This is a genomic window from Nocardioides sp. SLBN-35, assembly GCF_006715725.1.
In the GTDB taxonomy this organism is placed as follows: Bacteria; Actinomycetota; Actinomycetes; order Propionibacteriales; family Nocardioidaceae; genus Nocardioides.
Genome location: NZ_VFNU01000001.1, coordinates 3,165,269 through 3,186,795, shown reverse-complemented (window position 1 = coordinate 3,186,795; position 21,527 = coordinate 3,165,269). Strand labels below are relative to the sequence as shown.

The window sequence follows — 21,527 nt, the reverse complement described above, 5'->3', positions numbered from 1 at the left end:
GCCCGGTGACGACCACGCTAGGAAGCCGCGGGGGTCGAGCCCTACGGCCGGACTTCCTGCGGTGACGGGACCTTTGGCCCGCGGCGCCGGTCCGCGATCAGGAACGCGTCCGCGGCGTGCCGGGTCGTGCCTCCGAGCACGGCACCGGCGAGGGTCCCGGTCGCCGTGCCGAGGAGGACCACGGTGAGCCACGACCAGTCCGCACCTGCGACTCCGGCGCCGAGGAAGATCACCGGCATCGCGGCCGTCCAGCCGATCGTGCTGGCCCGGACCCAGGACCACGGGTGCTCGACACGGCGCCGGACGACGACGGCCTGGGCCGCGCCGAGCAGCGCGCCGGCCATGGTGCCGAGCGCCGCGGCGCCGAGGAGCACCAACGGCAACGCAGGCGGGCGGCCGCCGTCGTCGGTCGAGAGGGTCGCAGGCGCGGAACCGGCCGCCCAGGCCAGCCCCGCGACGAGGACGGTGGCGCCGGCCCAGCGGCGTGCGGCGGCCGGGCCGAGCGCGGTCCGCAGGACGCGCGCTTGCAGCACGCCGAGGGCGGTGCCCTCGACCAGACCACCGGCGACGACCACCCCGAGCGCGACGGCCGGCGGCGCCTCCCGGACGTCGGTGAGCCAGGTCGCGAGGCGGGCAGCGCCGGCGGCGGCGGTGATGCCGATCGCCTCGGCCAGCGTGCAGGCGCCCAGCCAGGTGAGCCTCATCGCTGCAGGACGTCGTCCAGCGGCCGCCGCGGGGTGCGGGGAAGGTCGCGGCGACCGATCGCCTGCCAGCCCACCCGGAGCAGCAGGTGCGGTTCGATGCTGGTGGTCAGCACGGTCCTGGCGATCTCGTGACGGGTGCTCTCGACCTCGATGGGTTGCGTCATCGGTACCACGGACATGCCGGTGCGTGTCGCCTCGAGCCACAGGTCGCTCATGGCCTCGCCGGTGCGCAGCCAGCTTCCCACGTCGTCGCCGTCCCCACCGATGGCGATCACCCGCTCACCGCTGTGGATGACCAGTCGGGTGTCCTCGAGCACGCCCGGCCGGAACCGGGAGCGAGCCTGCAGCGGGTCGGGGTCGTCGGGCAGCAGCTCGAGGGGAATGCCGTCGGGGCCGTCGCGGTCGATCCAGCGGTCCTGCTCGAGAAGACGGCGTCCCTCGACCTCGAGGAAGCTGATCGCGCGGTTGGCGAGCAGCTCGAGCCGGAACCGGGCGGCGTCGGTGGTCACGGCCTCGGCGCGCGCTCCCCACAGCGTGGCGCGCTCGCAGAGGTCGGCCAGTCGATCGGCCGGCACCGGCCATGCGGTGAAGCGGCGGCGGTCGGTGCAGCGGCTGCGCAGCAGGTCGATGTCGCCGCGGGCGACGGCGTGGTGCGCCCGGCGGGACACGGTCACGCGGGCGAGCACGGTCTCGGGGAACCCGTCCGGCAGCCGGTCGACGGTGGTCTCCCAGCCGAGGGCGCGGGCTGCGAACTGCAGGTGGTGCAGGACGGCTCCGCAGCTGATGGTCAGGTTGCGGCCATGCGGGTCCTCGGCCGGCAAGCGCCGGCGCAGGTCCGCATGCAGCTCGAGCACTCCGCCGTCGTACCGCCACAGCCATGGCTGCGTGTTGTGCACGCTCGGCGCCAGGCAGGCCAACGAGACCAGGCGCTCGATCACGGCGGCCGGCGCCCGCTCCGTGCGCGTCCCGAGTCGGTTGGTCATGGTCTGGTCCCCCTCGAACTTCGTTGTCGTCCACGCTGCCGCACCCGGGACGTGCGCAGCAGGGGAAAAGGTCCCCAACTCGCGGGAGTGCGGTCCCGCACGGAGCCGGGCCGGGCTACCGTGGAGGACGTGACTGAGGAAGTGACCCGAGGGGCCGACCAGCAGATCCGCGTCTACCTGCTCGACGACCACGAGATGATCCGCCGGGGCATTCGCGACCTGCTCGAGAGCGAGGGCGACATCGTGGTCGTCGGGGAGTCCGAGTCGGCGGCCGAGGCGGCGCGCCGCATTCCCGCGTTGCGCCCGGACGTGGCGATCCTCGACGGGCGGCTGCCCGACGGCTCCGGGATCGACGTATGCCGCGACGTCCGCTCCCAGGACCCGTCGATCAAGGCCCTGATCCTGACGTCCTACGACGACGACGACGCGCTCTTCTCCGCGATCATGGCCGGCGCGGCCGGGTACGTCCTCAAGCAGGTGCGCGGGACGGACCTGCTCGACATCGTGCGGCGGGTGGCGGCGGGGCAGTCGACGCTCGACCCGTCGGTGACCGCCCAGGTCCTCGACCGGATCCGCTCCGGTCCGCCGGTCAACAAGGAGCTCGAGTCGCTGACCGACCAGGAGGCACGGATCCTGGACCTGATCGGTCAGGGGCTCACGAACCGACAGATCGCGCGCGAGATGCATCTGGCGGAGAAGACGGTGAAGAACTACGTGTCCTCGCTGCTGGCGAAGCTGGGGATGTCCAGCCGGACCCAGGCGGCGATCTACTCCGTCAAGAACCCGCCCCGGCCGAGCTGAGGACACGTCGGCCCGTGATGGACCGCACCGTGACGCGCAGGCCCAGGGTCCGCGTGCCCGTGGCCCAGGGATGCGGTCCGTCGGCGGGTCGCTCCTCGCGCTCGCAGCGGCCGCGCACCATCACGCTCCAGCCGGTGTGGTGCTCCGCGTCGATCTCGTCGACCTCGAAGGCGACCTCGCGGCCCGCGCAGTCACGCGCCATCAGCGAGTACGGCGTAGTGCGCAGCAGCACGGCGTCGCCGTCGACGACGAAGTTCATCGGGACGATCGACGCCCCCTGGATGCCGGACCACGCGACCCGCCCCACAGGGCGGGTTCGGAGGAGGTCCCAGCACTCGTCGTCGGACAGCACCACCAGTCGGCCTGGCCGGACATCGGACGTCGGCATCGGGACCACCTCCAGTTCGGGGACGAGACCATCGTCGTGCGGTTGCCGTCCGCGCGGCAGGTCCGCGGGTCCCGGGATTCGCGGGTACTTTTTCCCTCGCGCGGGGTAGCGTCTGTCGCGTGGAGCGCGAGGAGCCCGGTGGGTCGATGGACCTGGGACAGTTCGAGTTCGAGGAGCTCGTTCGGGAGGTCCGCGACCGGATGCACGGAGCGCTCGACCAGCAGGCCCGGCTCCAGCTGCTGCTCGACGCGGTCGTCACCATCTCCGCCGACCTGAGCCTCGACGGCGTGCTGTCCCGCATCGTCGCGATCGCGAGCCGGCTGGTCGACGCGCAGTACGCCGCGCTGGGCGTCCTCAGCGCCGGCCGCCAGCGCCGCCTGCGCACCTTCATCCACCACGGCATCTCAGGCGAGCTCGCCGCCGAGATCGGCGACCTGCCGACCGGGCACGGCCTCCTCGGCCTGATCATCGACCGGCCCGAGCCCTTGCGCCTGCACGACATCGCCGAGCACCCTGCGTCGTACGGGTTCCCCGATCACCACCCGCCGATGAGCTCCTTCCTGGGCGTGCCGGTGCGGATCCGGGACCGCGTCTTCGGCAACCTCTACCTGACCGAGAAGGCCGGAGGCGGCGACTTCACCGTGCAGGACGAGGAGATCGTGGTCGCGCTCGCCGCTGCGGCCGGTGTCGCGATCGAGAACGCCCGGCTCTACGAGGAGACGACGACCCGCGAGACCTGGGCCCGGGCCACCGCTGCGCTGGGCACCGCTCTGGCGGCCCCCGATCCCGCCGACGATCCGGTCACCGACCTCGTCGTCCAGGCGCGCGATCTCGCCGGCGCGGACGCCGCGTGGGCCGAGGTGATGTCCGACGACGGCGCGACGCGGCGGCTGGCCCACAGCGGCGCGGAGGATGTCGGTGCCCACGGCCCCGTGCTCGCCGTCCCCTTCAGTCCGTCGGCCGGCGCGAGCGGCACGCTGTCGCTCGCCTGGTCGCCCGAGCACGAGGACCGCTACCACGTGCTGGACGCCAAGCTCGTCGCCGCGTTCGCGGAGCAGGCGACCCTCTCGCTGCAGTTGGCCGAGGCCCGCGAGGACCAGCGCCGGCTGGCGGTCTTCGAGGACCGCGACCGGATCGGCCGCGACCTGCACGACCTGGTCATCCAGCGGCTCTTCGCGGTCGGGCTCGGCCTGCAGGGGGCGACCCGGATGGTCGAGAAGCCCGCGGTCGCGGCCCGCATCGAGCAGGCGGTCGACGACCTCGACGCCACCATCAAGGACATCAGGCGCGCGATCTTCGGACTGAGCTCGTTGGAGTCGGCCGGGGACGTCCAGGCCGAGGTCACCCGGCTGGTCGACCGGGCCGCGGCGACCTTGAAGTTCCGGCCCTCGCTGAGCTTCGAGGGGCCGGTGCGCACGCTGGTCCCCGACGAGGTCGTGCCCGACCTGCTGGCGGTGCTGGCCGAGGGCCTGTCCAACGCCAGCAGGCACGCGGAGGCGAGCTCGGTCGAGGTGGTGCTCGAGGCCGGCGAGCGGGTGGTGCTCACCGTGCGCGACAACGGACGCGGGATGTCGGGCGCCGTGGCCGAGAGCGGCCTGGCCAACATCCGGGCTCGGGCCGAGCAGCGCGGCGGGACGCTCGTTGTGGAGTCGGCGTCCGGGGGTGGCACGGCCCTGGTGTGGACCGTGCCGCGGTAGCCCGGCGAGAGACCCGTTCAGGACATGGCGGCGCCCAGGGCGAGTGCCGCGGTACCCAGCACCAGCAGGATGCCGACCAGCGGCAGCACGAACCGCAGGTACTGGTCGTAGCGGACCTTCGCCAGGGCGAGGCCACCCATCACGACCGCCGAGGTCGGGGTGATCAGGTTGACCACGCCCGAGGCCGACTGGAAGGCGGTGACGACGATCGAGCGCTGGACGTTCGCGAAGTCCGCCAGGGGCGCCAGGATCGGCATGGCCAGCGCGGCGTGCCCGGACGTGGACGGCACCAGGAAGGCCAGCGGCACGTTGATGAGGAACATGACGGCGCCGAAGACGCCCGAGGAGGTGCCGCTCACGGTGTTCTCCATCGCGTGCAGCACCGTGCCCGTGATCTCGGTGTTGTTCATGATCACGGTGACGCCACGGGCGAGGACGATGATCAGCCCGACCCCGACGAAGTCGCCGGCGCCACGAGTGAGGGCTTCGCTGACGCCGTGCTCGCCGAGACCGCCGACGATTCCGACGACCAGCGACATGACGAGGAACAGGGCCGCGAGCTCGGGGAAGTACCAGTCGAGCTGCCAGGAGAAGCTCGAGGCGTCGGGACCGTGGATCACCTGGGCCCAGGGGACGATCGCGAAGATCATGAACGCGAAGGTCGCGGCGACGATGGCGAGCACCGACTTCTGGCGGCCGGACAGCGCCGCGACGTCCCGCAGTCCGTGCCCGCGCAGCTCGTCGTCGCCGTCGACCGGACCGACCAGGGAGCGGGAGGGGTCGGCCTTGACCCGGCGCGCGTAGCGGGTCACCCACCACACCGCCACGGGGACGAGCACGAGGTACATCGCGAAGCGGAAGCCGATGCCGTCGCCGATCGAGATGCCGGCCGAGTCGGAGGCGACGCCGGTGGCGAACGGGTTCACGGTGGAGGCGAGCACGCCGATGCCGGCACCGACGAGGATCGTGGCGGCCGCGACCATCCGGTCGTAGCCGAGCGCCAGCATCAACGGGATGAGGAGCGCGTAGAACCCGAGGGTCTCCTCGGCCATCCCCTCGGTGGTGCCGCCGATGGAGAACAGGATCATCAGCACGGCGATGAGCGCCGTGCCCCGTCCGCTCATGCGCTGGGCGACCCGCGCCACGCCGTCGTCGATCGCGCCGGTCCGCATGGCCATGGTGATGAACACGCCGATCGCCAGGACGAACAGGAAGACCCCCGCGGCGCCGTACAGCTCACCGGACTCGTAGGGCCCGATCTTCCCGTCGGAGTTGAGGATGCCGTACAGCCCGTTGACGGGAGCCATGAAGAGGTCCATGAGCCGGTCGCCGAAGGACAGGCCGCTGTCCGAGGCGGCATAGCTGCCCGGGATCGGCCGGCCGCTGTCGGCGTCGGTCTGGTAGGTCCCGGACGGGATCACGAAGGCGAGCAGCCAGACCGCGATCGTGACGCCGAAGAGCACGGCGAAGGCGCTGGGGAAGTGGAAGCTGCGACGAGCCCGTGCCTCGCTCGCCGGTGGTGGGGCGCTCGGTCGCTCCGCTCGGTGGATCGTGCTCATGGTGGGTACCTCCTGTGAATGGCGTGTCCGCACCACGGAAGCACCGCCGCCACGGCACCGAGATCGGTCGATGTGCCCCAAGCGTCGGGACCTAGGACCCCTCCGCCGGGGCGCCGCGCCGCGCAGGATCGGCCCCAGGAAACCAGAGAGGAAGTCCCATGAACCTGCACGTCGACTCCGAGGTGGGCACGCTGCGCCAGGCGATCCTGCACCGGCCCGGGCTGGAGCTGATGCGCCTGACGCCCACCAACAAGGACGCCTACCTGTTCGACGACGTGCTGTGGGTCAAGCGCGCCAAGCAGGAGCACGACGCGTTCGCCGAGGTGCTGCGCGACCAGGGCGTCACGGTCCACCTGCTCGAGCGGCTGCTCGCCGAGACGATGGAGATCCCCGAAGCCCGGCGTCACGTGCTGGACAGCACGTTCGACGAGCGCGTCTACGGGCCGCTCGCGGCTGACGCGCTGCACAACCTCGGTGCCGGGCTCCCGGCCGAGGAGCTGGCGACGATGCTCATCGGCGGTCTCACTAAGCGCGAGCTGCTCGAGCACATCGACGAACCGCGGTCGGTCGCGGTGCAGACCATGGACGCCGACGACTTCGTCATCGCACCGTTGCCCAACCATCTCTTCACCCGCGACACCTCCGCGTGGGTGTACGACGGAGTCTCGGTCAATGCGATGCGCAAGCGGGCCCGCACCCGCGAGACGGTCCACTACGAGGCCATCTACCGTTGGCACCCGGCCTTCGCCGACGCGGGCTTCCGGTGGTGGGCCGACGGCTCCACCGGTGCTCCGGCCACCACCGAGGGTGGGGACATCCTCGTCCTGGGGCGTGGCTCGGTCCTGGTCGGCATGAGCGAGCGGACCACGCCGCAGGGGGTCGAGCGGATGGCCCGGCGGATCTTCGACGCCGGTCGGGCCCAGCGGATCGTGGCCCTCGCGATGCCGCAGAAGCGCGCCTTCATGCACCTCGACACCGTGATGACGATGGTCGACGAGGACACCTTCACCCAGTACGCCGGGCTCGGCCCGCTGCCGTCGTACACCATCGAGCCGGGGGACACCGAGAAGGAACTCGCGATCACCGCGCACGCTCCCCAGGAGATGCACGCCGCGATCGCCGCCGCCCTCGGCCTCGAGCGGATCCGGGTCCTCACGCCCACCCAGGACGTGCGCTCGGCCGAGCGGGAGCAGTGGGACGACGGCTGCAACGTGCTGGCCGTGCGCCCCGGCGTGGTGGTCGCCTACGAGCGCAACGTCACCACGAACACCCACCTGCGCAAGAACGGCATCGAGGTGATCACCATCGAGGGCAGCGAGCTCGGACGGGGCCGCGGCGGCCCGCGGTGCATGACCTGCCCCATCGAGCGCGAGGGGATCTGAACGCGATGGCCTCGCCCCTGCGCAACCGCTCCTTCCTCAAGGAGCTGGACCTCACCCCGGAGGAGTGGCGCTACCTCCTCGACCTCGCCGCCGCCCTCAAGACGGCCAAGCGGGCCGGCACCGAGCAGCCCCGGCTGGCCGGCAAGAACATCGCGCTGATCTTCGAGAAGACCTCGACCCGGACCCGGTGCGCCTTCGAGGCGGCCGCCCACGACCAGGGCGCACACGTCACCTACCTCGACCCGACCGGTTCGCAGATCGGCCACAAGGAGTCGATGGCCGACACCGCCCGCGTCCTCGGCAGGATGTACGACGGCATCGAGTTCCGCGGCTCCCGCCAGGCAGACGTCGAGGTGCTCGCGCAGCGCTCCGGGGTGCCGGTGTGGAACGGGCTCACCGACGAGTGGCACCCGACGCAGGCGCTGTGCGACATGCTGACGATGCGCGAGCACGCGGCCAAGCCGGACCAGGCGATCTCGTTCGCCTACCTCGGCGACGCTCGCAACAACGTGGGCAACTCGCTGCTGGTCGCCGGCGCGATGATGGGCATGGACGTGCGTGTCGTCGCTCCGCGTGCGCTATGGCCCGCCGACGGCGTCGTGGCCCGGGCCCGGCAGCTCGCAGAGCAGACGGGCGCACGGCTGTTGTTGACCGACGACGTGGGCGAGGGCGTCGCCGGCGTCGACTTCCTCTACACCGACGTCTGGCTCTCGATGGGGGAGCCGAAGGAGCGCTGGCCCGAGCGGATCGCGCTGCTGCGCGACTACCAGGTCGACATGGCCGTCGTGAAGGCGACCGGCAACCCGGACGTGCGGTTCCTGCACTGCCTGCCGGCATTCCACGACCGGCACACGACGGTCGGCGAGGAGATCTTCCAGCAGACCGGGCTCACGGCGCTCGAGGTGACCGACGAGGTGTTCGAGTCGCGGCACTCCATCGTGTTCGACCAGGCCGAGAACCGGATGCACACGATCAAGGCCGTCCTCGTCGCGACCTTGGGGGACTGAGATGCGGATCGTGGCGGCGCTCGGCGGCAACGCGCTGCTGGCCCGCGGCGAGCACCCGGACGCCGACGTCCAGGAGGCCAACGTACGACGTGCCGTGGCCGCACTCGCCCCGCTGGCCGCTCGGCACGAGCTGGTCATCACGCACGGGAACGGGCCCCAGGTCGGTGTGCTGGCGCTGCAGAGCGCCTCCGACCCGCGGCTGACGACGCCGTACCCCTTCGACGTCCTCGGCGCCCAGACCCAGGGCATGATCGGCTACTGGCTGCTCCAGGCCCTCCAGAACCGTTTGCCCGGCCGACAGGTCGCCGCGATCGTCAACCAGACGCTGGTCTCGGCCACGGACCCGGCGTTCGACCGGCCGACGAAGTTCGTCGGCGAGGTGTACGCCGAGGCCGAGGCCCACCGTCTCGCCGCCGAGCGGGGCTGGACCGTGCGCGCCGACGGCGACGGCTGGCGCCGGGTGGTCGGGTCACCCCGCCCCGAGCGGGTCGTGGAGACACCGCTCATCCGCGGCCTGCTGGGTCTCGGCGCGGTGGTGGTGTGCGCCGGCGGCGGCGGGGTGCCCGTCGTGCGCGACGAGCTCGGCGAGCTCAGCGGGGTGGAGGCTGTGGTCGACAAGGACCTGACGAGCGCCGTCCTGGCCGAGTCGCTCGACGCCGACGCGCTGCTGGTCCTCACCGACGTCCCCGCTGTCATGCGCGGCTTCGGTACGCCGGACCAGGCGGCGATCCACCGCGAGACGCCGGCCGGCCTGCGCCAGCTCGACCTTCCGGCAGGCTCGATGGGTCCCAAGGTCGACGCCGTGTGCCGGTTCGTGGAGCGCACCGGGGGAGTGGCGGCGATCGGCGCGCTGGAGAACGCCGTTGCGGTCCTGGCCGGCACCTCGGGCACCGTCGTCACCGCGACCGGCCGCTACGAGGGACCGGTCCGTGCGCCGGAGGGCTCGCCGTGACCGGGCTCGCCCCCGAGGCGCCGGTCGACGCGGCAGCCGCAGCGGGACTGACCGGGGAGCAGGTCGAGCAGAGTCGGCGCACGCACGGCGCCAACGTCGTGGCCTCGGTCCGCCGCAAGCCCGCCTGGCGACTGCTCCTCGACCAGATGACCCACCTGCTCGCCGTCCTGCTGTGGGTCGCGGCCGGCCTGGCAGTGGTCGCGGGGATGCCTGAGCTGGGCATCGCGATCTCACTGATCGTCGTGCTGAACGCGCTGTTCGCGTTCTGGCAGGAGTTCCACGCCGACCGGTCCACGGAGCGCCTGCGGGCCCTGCTGCCCGCCCGGGCGCTGGTCGTCCGCTCGGGACACCAGGTTCTCGCCGAGGTGGCCGATCTCGTGGTCGACGACGTCGTCCTGGTCGAGGCCGGTGACCGGGTCGGCGCCGATCTCGAGGTGGTCTCCGCGGAAGCGCTGGCCCTCGACGAGTCGCTGCTCACGGGGGAGAGCGCAGCGGTCCCGCACGACGCCGGGGACAGGCTGATGTCCGGCACCTTCGTCACGCAGGGACGGGCCCGGACCCGGGTGGTGGCCGTGGGTCCCGACACCACTCTCGCCGGGATCTCGCGGCTCTCCGAGACGGCCCACCGTCCGCCGAGTCCGCTCACCGTGCAGCTGCGCAAGGTCGTGCGCGTGGTGGCGGTCGTGGCGTTCACCGTCGGCATCGGCCTCGGTCTGGGCTCGCTCGCGCTCGGCCTCGACCCGACCGAGGCGTTCCTCTTCGGCGTCGGAGTCTCGGTGGCTCTCGTGCCGGAGGGACTGCTGCCGACCGTCACCCTCTCGCTCGCCCGCGGCGCCCAGCGGATGGCCGGCGAGAAGGCACTGGTGCGACGCCTCGACGCTGTCGAGACGCTCGGCGCCACCACCTTCATCTGCACGGACAAGACCGGGACCATCACGCAGAACCGGATGAACGTGGTCACGGTCATCACCTCCTCCGGCAGGCACGACATCGCCGGCGACGGGTACGCGCCGACCGCGACGGTGACGGGGACCGGTGACCCGAGCGCACTGCAGCGGGCCGCCCGGTCCGCCCTGCGCTGTGTGACGGGCCGCGTCCGGGAGAAGGACGGCGGCTGGTCTCCTGTCGGGGATCCGATGGAGGCCGCGCTGCACGCGCTGGCGCTGCGGGTGGGTTCTGCGGCCGAGGAGGTCGTCGTCCGGCGTCCCTACACGGCCGAGCGGATGGTGAGCTCGGCGTGGTACGACGGAGAGGTCGCCGTCCTCGGTGCGCCGGAGGCGGTGCTCGCGCGGTGCCGGGCCGTGCCCGAACACATCCGCACGGCGCTCGCCGAGCTCACCGATGTCGGTCTGCGCGTCCTCGCCGTCGCCGGCCGCTCCGGCGGCGAGGACGCGGGTGAGGCCGGCGAGCACGACCTGAGCTTCCTCGGGTTGCTCGGCCTCCAGGATCCGCCACGCCCCGACGTCGCACAGGCCCTCGGCGAGTGCCGTCGCGCCGGGATCCGGGTCGCCATGTTGACCGGGGACCACCCGCGCACCGCGCAGGCGATCGCGCGCCAGGTCGGACTGCTGCACGACGGGGGAGTGGTCGTCGAGGGGAAGGACCTGCCCGCGGACGACCGTGACCTCGCGACGCTGCTCGATGCGGAGCAGGGGGCGGTCGTTGCCCGGGTGGCGCCCGCCGACAAGCTCCGCATCGCTCGCGCGCTGCGAGGCAACGGACACGTGGTCGCGATGACCGGCGACGGCGTCAACGACGCCCCCGCGCTGCGTACGGCGGACGTCGGCGTCGCGATGGGAGCCAGTGGCAGCGACGTGGCGCGGGAGGCGTCCGACCTCGTGCTCCTCGACGACCACTTCGCGACCATCGTCACCGCCGTCGAGCTCGGCCGGGCCACGACGCAGAACGTCCGCCGCTTCCTCACCTTCCACCTCACCGACAACGTCGCCGAGCTGGCCCCCTTCGCCGCCTGGGCGCTGAGCGGGGGCAGCTTTCCCCTCGCCATCGGTGTGCTCCAGGTGCTGGCGCTCGACATCGGTACCGACATGCTGCCCGCCCTGGCGCTGGGCGCCGAACCGGGTCGTTCCGACGTGATGCGCGGACGACGCCGGCGCACGCTGATCGACCGGGCCCTCGCCGTCCGGGCGTTCCTGGTGCTCGGCCTGACCGAGGCGGTCCTGGCGCTGGCGGCGTTCACCACGGTGCTGGTGGGACACGGCTGGCGGTGGGGCGCCACCCCGCAGGAGTCGACCCTGGCGCTCGCCTCGGGCACGGCCTTCGCCGTGATCGCGGGCACCCAGGTGGCCAACGCCTTCGCCTGCCGCAGCACCCGCCTGCCCGTGTGGCGGCTCGACCTGCTCAGCAACCGGCTGGTCCTGGTGGCGGTCGCCGCCGAGGTCCTCCTGCTCATGATCTTCCTCGGCGTCCCGCCGGTCGCCGAGCTGCTCGGTGGCAGCTTCCCCGACGTCGGCGGCTGGCTCGTCGTCGTCGCGTCGGCCATGGCCCTGCTCCTGGTCGACGGCCTGGCCAAGACGCTGCGCAGGACCAAGGTCCCCGCAGGCACGGGCGCGGCGACCCTGCCCGCGATCCGGCCCGGCGGCGAGGCTCGGAGCGACCCCGAGGAGGAACCATGACCACCACCCCGCCCCGCCCGGTCGTCGTCGGGCACGACGGCACCTACGCCAGCAGCGGCGCGCTGCGCTTCGCGATCGGAGAGGCCCGGCGCAGCGAGGCTCCGTTGCGGGTCGTGCACGCCATGCCCTTGCAGACCTCGGCGTTCCTGGACCTCCCCGTCCTCGCCGAGGAGCTGGACGCCGAGCGTCAGCAGGTCGAGGCGACGCTGGGTGCCGAGGTCGCCCGCCTGGCCGACGACGTCGAGGTGCAGGTCGTCACCTGCCACGGCGCGCCGGCCCCCGTGCTCCTGGGGGCAGCCGACGACGCCCGTCTGCTGGTGATCGGACGTGAGAACCGAACGGGTCTGCGCAGGTTCCTCGGAGGCGCCACCACGGAGGACGTGGCCGCGCACGCCCACGCACCACTGGCCGTCGTACCCGAGGGCTGGCGTGACGGTCACACCTCCCGGCAGCGGGTCGTGGTCGCTCTGAAGGCACCCGCACACAGCACGGAGCTGCTCGGGGCCGCCTTCCGCCGCGCCGAACAGTCCGGCGGGGCGCTGCGAGTGGTCCACGCGTGGGAGCCGGACGACCGGGTCGACGGCCACCGCCCGGACGGATGGACTCCTCAGGCCCTGCTGGTCGAGCGGGCCGCGGCGTCGATCGACGACCTGCTCCGGCCCTGGCGGCGCGCCTACCCCGGAGTGGTCGTCAACGTCGAGGTCCACCTGGGCGACCCACGCGCCGATCTTCTCGAGGAGTCCGCCGCGGCGGACCTGCTGGTCCTGCTGCGGGGCGAGGCTCCGCTCCTCGGCCCTCACCTCGGCGGCGTGCTGCGTCCCCTGCTCCACGCCGCGGACTGCCCGGTCCTGGTGGTGCCTGCCACGCACGCAGAGCTCCCGCCCCTCGACCTCGAGCTGGAGCGCGAGGGCACGCTGCTGCGATGACCGGGTCGGTCGACGAGTTCTTCGACGGCGACCCGACCGCACGGCAGATCCACGACCGGCTGGTGGGCGAGTTCACGGCGGTCGAGGGCGTCGTGGTGCACGTCAGCCGCTCCCAGGTCGCCTACCGGCTCGGACGCACCTTCGCGATCGAGTGGAGACCCGGACGCTACCTGCGCTCCGAGGTACCACTCGTCCTGTCGCTCCCGTTGCGCCAGCGGCTGGAGTCCACCCGCTTCAAGCAGGTAGTGCAGGTCGCCCGCGGCACGTGGATGCACCACCTCGAGCTCCGCTCGGCGGCCGAGGTCGACGACGAGGTCCGGCGCTGGATCCGGCTCGCCCGGGGCCAGGCTCAGGAGCCGCGGACCTGAGGCGATGAGAGGTCCCGCCACGCCAGTGGCACCAGTAGCCCCAGCGCCGGCACGACCCAGAACAGGAATCCCCAGCCGAACAGCACCAGCAGCAGGTGGAAGGCGATCACGCCGACCCACCCGACGCGGGCTGCGCGCCCGCCCACGAGCAGGCACCCGCCGAGCGCGATCTCGCCGGCCATCAGGAGCAGTCCGTAGATCTCGGGACGGGCCATGACGACCTCCGCCCATGCGTCACGCACGAACGGGAACAGGGACTCGTCGGCGAACGGCCGGTAGAACTCAGGATCGGCAACGACGATGCCGAGATGGACGCCTCCGGTCACCAGGAAGAACGCGCCCACGACGCGGCGTGCGAGCGGACCGGGCGGCGGGCGGCGCGGTGCCGTCATCATGACGCCGCCATGGCTCGACGCAGCACCGACCGACCGGCGCGCAGGGCGGGGACGGCGCAGGCGAGGCTGGCCGCCGTGGTGATGACCAGGGTCGTCACCGACGCGTGCGGGTCGTCGCGGATGACCATCACCGCGGCCATCGCCGCGACGGAGGGCGGGACGAGCGCGAACCAGGACACCACCGCGAACCAGGCTGCCTCGGCGGCCGGGCGGTCGCGACCGACGGCCACGGCCGCCGCCACGGCGAGCGGTACGACGACACCCAGGTCGAGCAGCACGATCGACCAGTAGAACGCGGGAGCCTCGGCGTACTCGGCCGGGATCGGGCTCGCGGTCACCGATCCTGCGAGCACCGGCAGGTAGCGCGCCACGACGAACGTCACGAGGAGGACCAACCAGGCGACGCGTGCGTGCCGGGTGCGATCGGAGATCCGGCGCCCAGGAGCGGCGACGGCCCGGCACCAGCACCACACGCCCGCGACACCCGCGAGCGTCGCGATCGCGAGGTGGAGGACGACGGTGGGCGAGTACGCGAGGCGCTCGGGTCCGACGACGTACTGCACGAACATGTAGGCCGTGTAGCCCGTCGGTCCCAGGGCGAGGACGGCCGCTCCCGGGCGGTCGTGGAGCGCAAGCACGGCGGCCGTGACCAGCGTCGGCACCACGAGGGCCAGCGTGACCAGCTCGAGACCGAGCAGCTGGTTGAGGAGCGAGTCCGGCAGGGGGTAGGCGAGCACGTCCGCCCCCAACGGCCCGAGCGCGCTGTTCAGGACCAGCGCGGCGGCGATCACCAGGAGTACCGGGCCCAGGGCCCGGCCGGAGTGCCGCGTCGGGGCGTGGGGTGGTGTGGTCGCAGCCGCGGCGGGTCGCACGTCGGTCATGCCTCGAGTCCCTCCGAACGCCTCGCCTCGGGATCGACCAGCCGCCGGTGCAGCTCCTGGGTCAGCACGTGGATCTGACGGGTGAGCTCGGTGTTGGTCTTCAGCTCGAGCTCCTGCTCGACGAAGTCGTGGTCGGCCTTCGCGCGCTGGACCTCCGCCTGGCGGTTCTGGCCGATCATGACGAAGGTCGACAAGAAGATGGCCTCGAGCGAGACCACCAGCGTGAGCGTCGGCCAGGGACTGCGCTCCGCGGCGAGCATCCAGAGCGCGAACACCGCCGTGTGGATCCACACGAACGGCATCGACCCCGCGAACGCGGTGATCGCGTCGGCCAGGCGGGACTGCCAGTCCTCGGCGCGGCGCTGGAAGTAGCGCTCGATGCCCGGGTGGCGGGCGGCACCGGAGCCTCGGTGACCCGGGGAGGTAGGTCGATGCATGCCTCCGACGCTAGGAGTGGGGCGCCGTGGCGGGCAGGGAGTTGCGTCCCCGGCAGGGCGGGCACTTGGTCCCGGCGGGCGAGGCGGTTCGCCCCTGACGTGCGCCTGCTGGGGGCGGGACCGTCGGAGTACGGGACCGCGACGACGCGAAGGAGCAAGGCGATGATGTGGAACGACGGGCACTACTACTTCGGCTGGCCAGGGATGCTCCTGGTGATGGTGGCGACCTGGGGCCTGGTGGGCGTCGCCGTCTACTACGGCGCCCGGTGGCTCGGCCGCGACAGGGCATCGGATCCGCTCGAGATCCTCGACGAGCGACTCGCCCGTGGTGAGATCGACGTCGAGGAGTACACCCGGCTGTGGCAGGCCATCACCGACCGGCGCCCGGTGGCGCGGACCCGATGACCCGCCTGCCTGAGGACCTTCGGCCCTGCCCCGCGTCGACCCGGTCCGACGACGATCCTCGCGTGACCAGCTACGTCCACTCCTTCGACGCTCCCGGTACGCCGGACCGCGACCTGCTCGGCGGCAAGGGCGCCGAGCTCGCCCGTATGGTGCAGCTCGGCCTGCCGGTCCCGCCGGGCTTCACCATCACCACCGCGGCCTGCCGCCACGCGCTCGAGCGGGGCGGCCGCCCGGCCGGGATGGCCGGCGACGTCGAGCACCATCTCGCGCTCCTCGAGGAGCGGACCGGACTCCGCCTCGGCGACCGTGAGCGGCCGCTGCTGCTCGCGGTGCGCTCCGGCGCGGCGGTCTCGATGCCGGGCATGATGGACACGATCCTCGACATCGGCCTCAACGACGAGACCGTCGTCGCGCTGGCGCGGGCCTCCGGCGACGAGCGGTTCGCCTGGGACTGCTACCGGCGACTCGTGCAGATGTTCGGGGAGACCGTCCTGGGGGTTCCCGCGGAGCGGTTCGGCGAGCTGTACGCGGACGTCGTCGCCGCCCAGGGCGTCGAGGCCCTCGCAGCTGTCGGTGCCGACGGACTCCGCGACCTGGTCGTGCGCGGCAAGGCGCTGTGCCGGGAGGTCTCGGGACGGACGCTTCCCCAGGACCCCCGCGAGCAGCTCGACCTCGCCATCGATGCCGTGTTCGCGTCCTGGCAGGGCGAACGTGCTCGCGTCTACCGCGGCAGGTTCGACATCCCGGAGCATCTCGGCACCGCTGTCAACGTCCAGGCCATGGTCTTCGGCAACCGGGGAGCGTCCTCGGGCAGCGGCGTCGCCTTCACCCGCGATCCGGCCACCGGCGAGCGCGGCGACTACGGCGAGTACCTCGCCGACGCCCAGGGCGAGGACGTGGTCTCCGGAACCCGCACCGCAGTCCCGCTGGCGAGACTGCGGGAGCTCGACCTGCCGTCGTACCGAGGGCTTCGCTCCATCCTGAGCACGCTGGAGCACCACTACCGCGACCTGTGCGACGTCGAGTTCACCATCGAGGACGGCCGGCTCTGGATCTTGCAGACCAGGGTCGGCAAGCGCAGCCCCGCCGCGGCCTTCCGGATCGCGGCCGACCTCGTGGAGGAGGGGATGATCACCGAGGACGAGGCACTCGTGCGCGTGACCGGTGACCAGCTCACGCAGCTGATGTTCCCGCAGCTCGACGCGGGTGCGGCCGGGCGGGCGGCGGCGGCGGGGCTCGCCGCCTCGCCGGGGGCCGCCGTCGGCAGGATCGTCCTCGACAGCGCCACCGCCGTCGCCCTCGCCGCTCGTGGCGAGGACGTCGTCCTCGTGCGCCCCGAGACCCGGGCCGACGACCTTCCCGGCATGGTGGCCGCCCGTGCGGTCGTCACCGCGCGGGGCGGGCGGACCTCCCACGCCGCCGTCGTCGCGCGGGGCATGGGCCTGCCGGCCGTGTGCGGCGTGGAGGGCCTCGAGATCGACCTTGCCCACCGCCGGGTGAGCCTGGGCGGACAGCACCTGTTCGCCGAGGGTGACGTGGTCTCGGTGGACGGTGGGACCGGCAGGGTCTATCACGGACACCACCGCACCGTGCCCTCGGAGGTGACCCGGTGGCTCGACGGCGACGAGGTCGAGTCCCCGCTGGTGTCCGCCGTCGCCCGCGTGCTCGCCCACGCCGACCGCACCCGTCGGGTCGGCGTACGAGCCAACGCCGACTCCGGGAAGGACATCGCGCGTGCCGTGCGCTTCGGTGCCGAGGGCGTCGGCCTGGTCCGCACCGAGCACATGTTCCTCGGCGACCGCCGGACCTACGTCGAGCGCGTGCTCATCGGCGACGAGGCCGAGCAGGTGGCGGCGCTGCGCGAGCTGGGCGCCCTCCAGCGCGAGAGCTTCGCCGTCCTGCTCGCCGCGGCCGACGGCCGCCCCGTGACGATCCGCCTGCTGGACGCACCGGCCCACGAGTTCCTGCCGGACCTCACCGACCTGGCGGTGCGGGTGGCGACGGCGGCCGTCCGCGGCTGCCCGGACGAGGCGCTCCAGGCCAGGCTGGCCGCCGTACGACGGCATCACGAGGAGAACCCGATGACCGGGTTGCGCGGCGTCCGGCTGGCGATCGTGCGGCCCGAGCTGGTGGTCGCCCAGGCGACGGCGGCGTTCGAGGCCGCAGCGGACCTGCGCGAGCGCGGACGCCCCTTCGACCTCGAGCTGATGGTGCCGCTGGTGAGCTCCGTGGGGGAGCTCGCCGCGGTCGCCCGCTCTGTCGCTCGCGCCGCGGAGGACGTCGGTGCCCGCCGCGGTCGGGTGCCGTACCGCATCGGTGCCATGGTCGAGACACCGCGGGCCGCGGTGACGGCCGCGCGGATCGCCGAGGTGGCGGGCTTCTTGTCGTTGGGGACCAACGACCTGACCCAGCTGACCTGGGGACTGTCGCGTGACGACGCCGAGCGCTCCTTCCTGCCGCGCTACCTCGACGAGGGCCTGCTGCGGGTCTCACCGTTCGCCACCCTCGACGAGGAGGGGGTCGGCGAGCTGGCAGCGCGCGCCGTCGACGCGGCCAGGCGCACGCGGCCGGGCATCCCGGTCGGCGTGTGTGGTGAGCACGCCGGAGACCCCGCCTCGATCGGGTTCCTGGCCGGCATCGGCGTCACCTACCTGTCGTGCTCGCCGTTCCGCGTTCCCGTCGCGCGCCTGGAGGCCGGCCGCGCCGCGGTCCTGGCCGAGGGATGCCCACCGGACCGGTTCGACGAGCTGGACGTGCCGCTCCTTGCGACGGCGGGGTGATCGCGGTGCTGGTGGAGGACATCATGAACGCGCGGCCGCTGACGGTCCGGGCCGACCAGCCGATCGGCGCTGCCGCACGTGCCCTGGCCCGTCACGCCGTCACGGCCCTGCCGGTGGTCGACGAGAACGCTCGGATCGTCGGTGTGATCAGCGAGGCCGACGTGATCGCCCGGAGCTCTCTCACCGACCCGGTCGGGGAGGCGATGAGCCGGGTCGTCGCGCTCGTGCACCCTGAGACGGACGTCATCGAGCTGCGTGCCGTCCTGACCCGCACGGCGGTCAAGAGCCTGCCGGTCGTGGACGCCTCCGACCAGGTCGTCGGCGTCGTCAGCCGCAGCGACCTGGTCCGCGCGTTCTCCCACGACGACGAGAGGCTCGAGGAGGACGTCGCCGACGTCCTCGCGCATGCCCGGGTGTCGGGATGCCAGGTGCGCGTGCGCAACGGGATCGTGCAGCTCACCGGCTTGGACGCGACCGACGGGTCACGGCTGGCCGCCATCCTCGATGCGGTCGTCGCCACGCCGGGCGTGGTGGCCGTGCGGAGAGGGTGATCGGCGATGACGACGGCCGAGGTGCTCCTGAGCGACGGTGGCCTGGCGCAGATCCGCCCGCTGGAGCGCCGCGACGGCCCGGGCCTGCATGCGCTGCACGAGAGTGCCTCCAGCGACGCGCTGCGGCTGAGGTTCTTCAGCGGTGGTCCTCGCGCGGCGCGGATGTACGTCGACCGGGTGCTCGGCTCCTCCGACACGATGGCCCTGGTCGCACTCGTGGGCGAGAGAGTCGTGGCCCTCGCCACCGCGGAACCCGTCGATGCCCTGACCTACGAGGTGGCCTTCCTCGTGGCCGACGACCTCGCCGGTCACGGCCTCGGCACCCTCCTCCTCGAGCACCTGGCCGCACGGGCCCGGGACCGGGGGATCCGCCGATTCGTCGCCCTGGTGCTCTCGGAGAACCACCGGATGCTCGACGTGTTCGCCCGCGCGGGCTTCACGCTCGCCCGGACGAGCAGTCACGGCGAGTGCGAGCTGACCATGGACACCGCGGTCACCCCGGCGGTCCAGGAGGCCGCGGACCTGCGCGAGTTCACGTCGGAGGCCCGGTCCCTGCGCCCGCTCCTGGCGCCGCGCTCGGTGGCCGTCTACGGCGCCCGCCGGGACGGCACCGGGATCGGCGCGGCGGTCCTGAGCGCCGTACGCCGGGACGGGTTCACCGGTGAGGTGGTGGCGATACACCCCCGCGCGGACGTGGTCGGCGACGTGCCGGCCCGTGGCGCCCTGGCGGAGGGGGCGCCGGTCGACCTGGCGATCATCGCGGTGCCGGTGGCCGGCGTCCTCGACGCGCTCGAGGACGCGATCGCCGGGGGAGCGCGCGGCGCCGTGGTGATCTCGTCCGGCTTCGGCGAGATGGGCGCGGACGGGACGCGGCTGCAGCAGGAGCTCGGTCGCACCGCTCGTCGTCACGGGGTCCGGCTCGTCGGTCCCAACTGCCTCGGCGTGCTCGACAATGCTCCCGACGTGCGGCTCAACGCCACCTTCGGCCTGCGGGCGCCCGGTCCCGGCGGCCTGGCCGTCGCCAGCCAGTCCGGTGGCGTCGGCATCGCCCTGATGGACCTGCTCGCCCACGACGGGGTCGGCGTTCGCACGTTCGTCTCGCTCGGCAACAAGGTCGACGTGTCCGGCAACGACCTCCTTGCTGCCTGGTACGACGACCCCGAGGTGAGCTGTGCGGCGCTCTACCTCGAGTCCTTCGGGAACGCCCGCAAGTTCGCTCGCTTCGCCCGACGCTTCTCCCAGCGCAAGCCGCTGGTCGCCGTCGTCGGCGGCCGGTCCGCCGGCGGGCGGCGAGCCGGCAGCTCGCACACGGCCGCGGCCGCGAGTCCGGTGGTCGGTGTGACGGCCCTCCTCGCGCAGAGCGGGGTGATCGCGTGCCGCGACGCCGAGGAGCTGGCGGACACGGTGACCGTCCTGACCCGTGAGCCGCTCCCGGCCGGGACCCGGCTCGGCGTGCTGAGCAACGCGGGCGGACTGGGCGTCCTGGCGGCCGACGCGGCGCAGGACGCCGGTCTCGACGTCGCCGCGTTCTCCGCGTCGCTGCGGGCCGAGGTCGGTGCCCTCGTGTCGCAGACCACCGGCTCGGCGAACCCGGTGGACGCCGGTGCGGGCGCGGACGCCGGCCGGCTGGCCGCGATCGCCGACGTGGTCCTCGCCTCGGACGAGGTGGACGCCCTGCTCGTGGTCCTGGTCGCCACGGACACGAACGACGTCGCGGGTGCGCTGGATGCGCTGGCCGGCGTGCGGCACAGGTACCCGCACCATCCCGTGGTCGCGGTCGGGCTGGGCGTGGACGGGGACGGGCCCCACGCGGGAGTCACGACATTGCGATCGAGCGCGGCCGCGCTGGCCGCACTCGGGCGGGCGTCGGTGTACGCAGCATGGCGTCGCGACGTGCTCCCACCCGGTCCGGCTCCGGACCCGGCGCGGGCGCGGGCGGCCCGCGACGAGGCGATCGACCTGCTCGCCCGCAGCGGCGTCGACGGCTGGGTCGTGCCCGGCGATGCCGCAGGGCTGCTGCACCGCTACGGACTCGAGTCCGCCGGCGTCGTCGTGCTCGCCGCGGACGCACCGCAGGCGGCCGCGCAGATGGGCTTCCCGGTGGCGGTCAAGGTCGCGAGCGCCGACGTGGTCCACCGCACCGAGCGGCGGCTGGTCGCGACGGGCCTGATGTCCGCGGAGGAGGTGGCTCTGGCCGCCGACGACATCGAGCGCCGGATGGGCCGGGCGTGCCCGGTGCTGGTGCAGCCGATGGTCAGCGGCGTCGAGATGGCGCTCGGCATGGTGCGCGACCCCGTCCTGGGCCCACTCGTGATGGTGGCGCCAGGCGGTGTCGGAACCGATCTCGCCGACGATCGCGCGTTCCTGCTCCCGCCGTTCGTGCCGGGGGAGATCCTGCGGGTGCTGCGCACCTTGCGCACCTGGCCGATGCTCGACGGCTTCCGGGGCGCGGCGCGGGTGGACGTCGACTCGTTCGCGCGCGCGGCCTCAGGGCTCGGGCAGCTCGCGGTCGACGTACCCGAGATAGCCGAGCTGGACCTCAACCCGGTGATCGTCACCCCGGACGGGATCCACCTCGTCGACGTCAAGGTGCGCCTCGCCGCAGGAGAGTCGCTGGACGAGCCGCGACAGCTCCGCCGGACCTGACGGCATCACGGCCCTCGGGCCGGGGACCTAGG

The 21,527-nt window shown here is 73.0% G+C and carries 19 protein-coding genes; 12 read left to right on the top strand and 7 right to left on the bottom strand.

The annotated features are described in order from the left end of the window. Positions 1-41 precede the first annotated feature (41 nt). Both FBY23_RS15460 and FBY23_RS15455 read right to left on the bottom strand, forming a co-directional pair. Positions 42-704 (bottom strand): hypothetical protein, encoded by a 663-nt coding sequence (locus FBY23_RS15460; RefSeq protein WP_141798954.1) that lies wholly within the window; start codon positions 702-704, stop codon positions 42-44. Beyond that, complete coding sequence (locus FBY23_RS15455) at positions 701-1,687, bottom strand: Acg family FMN-binding oxidoreductase (RefSeq protein ID WP_260805991.1); 987 nt, start codon at positions 1,685-1,687, stop codon at positions 701-703. Before FBY23_RS15455 ends, FBY23_RS15460 begins: the two co-directional genes overlap by 4 nt. Before the next feature lie 129 nt (positions 1,688-1,816). Here FBY23_RS15455 and FBY23_RS15450 point away from each other — a divergent pair, with 129 nt between their 5' ends. Further along, positions 1,817-2,488 (top strand): response regulator transcription factor, encoded by a 672-nt coding sequence (locus FBY23_RS15450; protein WP_260805990.1) that lies wholly within the window; start codon positions 1,817-1,819, stop codon positions 2,486-2,488. Here FBY23_RS15450 and FBY23_RS15445 read toward each other — a convergent pair. Further along, the gene (locus tag FBY23_RS15445) at positions 2,463-2,876 is read right to left on the bottom strand and encodes a pyridoxamine 5'-phosphate oxidase family protein (protein ID WP_141798952.1); all 414 of its coding nucleotides are present in this window, start codon (positions 2,874-2,876) and stop codon (positions 2,463-2,465) included. The two genes, FBY23_RS15450 and FBY23_RS15445, sit on opposite strands and share 26 nt — an antisense overlap. A 119-nt stretch (positions 2,877-2,995) precedes the next feature. Here FBY23_RS15445 and FBY23_RS15440 point away from each other — a divergent pair, with 119 nt between their 5' ends. After that, positions 2,996-4,573, top strand: coding sequence for a GAF domain-containing sensor histidine kinase (locus tag FBY23_RS15440; RefSeq protein ID WP_260805989.1), 1,578 nt, complete (start codon positions 2,996-2,998; stop codon positions 4,571-4,573). A 17-nt stretch (positions 4,574-4,590) separates the two neighbouring features. On the opposite strand, the gene FBY23_RS15435 is transcribed toward FBY23_RS15440, so the two are convergent. After that, positions 4,591-6,132, bottom strand: a complete 1,542-nt coding sequence (locus tag FBY23_RS15435) for a YfcC family protein (protein WP_141798951.1) — start codon at positions 6,130-6,132, stop codon at positions 4,591-4,593. A gap of 158 nt (positions 6,133-6,290) precedes the next feature. Between FBY23_RS15435 and FBY23_RS15430 the strand changes: the two genes are divergently transcribed. The 6 genes from FBY23_RS15430 to FBY23_RS15405 are packed head-to-tail and all read left to right on the top strand — an operon-like array spanning position 6,291 to position 13,400. Continuing rightward, on the top strand, positions 6,291-7,514 hold the full coding sequence (locus FBY23_RS15430; protein WP_141798950.1) for an arginine deiminase: 1,224 nt from the start codon (positions 6,291-6,293) through the stop codon (positions 7,512-7,514). Positions 7,515-7,519: 5 nt separating this feature from the next. After that, a complete protein-coding gene (argF, locus tag FBY23_RS15425; RefSeq protein ID WP_141798949.1) occupies positions 7,520-8,521 on the top strand; it encodes an ornithine carbamoyltransferase in 1,002 nt (333 codons plus the stop codon). 1 nt (position 8,522) lies between these two features. Continuing rightward, positions 8,523-9,473 (top strand): carbamate kinase, encoded by a 951-nt coding sequence (locus tag FBY23_RS15420; RefSeq protein WP_141798948.1) that lies wholly within the window; start codon positions 8,523-8,525, stop codon positions 9,471-9,473. Beyond that, positions 9,470-12,106, top strand: coding sequence for a cation-transporting P-type ATPase (locus tag FBY23_RS15415; RefSeq protein WP_222117841.1), 2,637 nt, complete (start codon positions 9,470-9,472; stop codon positions 12,104-12,106). The genes FBY23_RS15420 and FBY23_RS15415 overlap by 4 nt, the downstream gene beginning before the upstream one ends. Continuing rightward, the gene (locus FBY23_RS15410; protein ID WP_141798947.1) at positions 12,103-13,032 is read left to right on the top strand and encodes a universal stress protein; all 930 of its coding nucleotides are present in this window, start codon (positions 12,103-12,105) and stop codon (positions 13,030-13,032) included. The genes FBY23_RS15415 and FBY23_RS15410 overlap by 4 nt, the downstream gene beginning before the upstream one ends. Beyond that, on the top strand, positions 13,029-13,400 hold the full coding sequence (locus FBY23_RS15405) for a DUF5655 domain-containing protein (protein WP_222117840.1): 372 nt from the start codon (positions 13,029-13,031) through the stop codon (positions 13,398-13,400). The genes FBY23_RS15410 and FBY23_RS15405 overlap by 4 nt, the downstream gene beginning before the upstream one ends. Here FBY23_RS15405 and FBY23_RS15400 read toward each other — a convergent pair. The 3 genes from FBY23_RS15400 to FBY23_RS15390 are packed head-to-tail and all read right to left on the bottom strand — an operon-like array spanning position 13,382 to position 15,113. Continuing rightward, the gene (locus FBY23_RS15400) at positions 13,382-13,795 is read right to left on the bottom strand and encodes a hypothetical protein (protein ID WP_222117839.1); all 414 of its coding nucleotides are present in this window, start codon (positions 13,793-13,795) and stop codon (positions 13,382-13,384) included. The genes FBY23_RS15405 and FBY23_RS15400 overlap by 19 nt on opposite strands. After that, entirely contained in the window at positions 13,792-14,676 is an 885-nt protein-coding gene (locus FBY23_RS15395) for a hypothetical protein (RefSeq protein WP_141798946.1), read from the bottom strand. Before FBY23_RS15395 ends, FBY23_RS15400 begins: the two co-directional genes overlap by 4 nt. After that, on the bottom strand, positions 14,673-15,113 hold the full coding sequence (locus tag FBY23_RS15390; protein ID WP_141798945.1) for a DUF1003 domain-containing protein: 441 nt from the start codon (positions 15,111-15,113) through the stop codon (positions 14,673-14,675). The genes FBY23_RS15395 and FBY23_RS15390 overlap by 4 nt, the downstream gene beginning before the upstream one ends. Before the next feature lie 162 nt (positions 15,114-15,275). On the opposite strand from FBY23_RS15390, the gene FBY23_RS15385 reads away from it, so the two are divergent. From FBY23_RS15385 to FBY23_RS15370, 4 genes are all read left to right on the top strand, one after another. Further along, positions 15,276-15,518 carry an SHOCT domain-containing protein gene (locus FBY23_RS15385; protein WP_141798944.1) on the top strand — a complete coding sequence of 81 codons (243 nt, stop codon included), beginning with the start codon at positions 15,276-15,278 and terminating at the stop codon, positions 15,516-15,518. A 62-nt stretch (positions 15,519-15,580) separates the two neighbouring features. Further along, positions 15,581-18,298: a pyruvate, phosphate dikinase gene (gene ppdK, locus FBY23_RS15380; protein ID WP_260805986.1), complete on the top strand. Its 2,718-nt coding sequence runs from the start codon at positions 15,581-15,583 to the stop codon at positions 18,296-18,298. Positions 18,299-18,321: 23 nt separating this feature from the next. Then, positions 18,322-18,849 carry an HPP family protein gene (locus FBY23_RS15375; protein WP_160158264.1) on the top strand — a complete coding sequence of 176 codons (528 nt, stop codon included), beginning with the start codon at positions 18,322-18,324 and terminating at the stop codon, positions 18,847-18,849. A gap of 6 nt (positions 18,850-18,855) precedes the next feature. Continuing rightward, a complete protein-coding gene (locus tag FBY23_RS15370) occupies positions 18,856-21,495 on the top strand; it encodes a bifunctional GNAT family N-acetyltransferase/acetate--CoA ligase family protein (RefSeq protein ID WP_141798941.1) in 2,640 nt (879 codons plus the stop codon). The last annotated feature ends 32 nt before the right edge of the window (positions 21,496-21,527 follow it).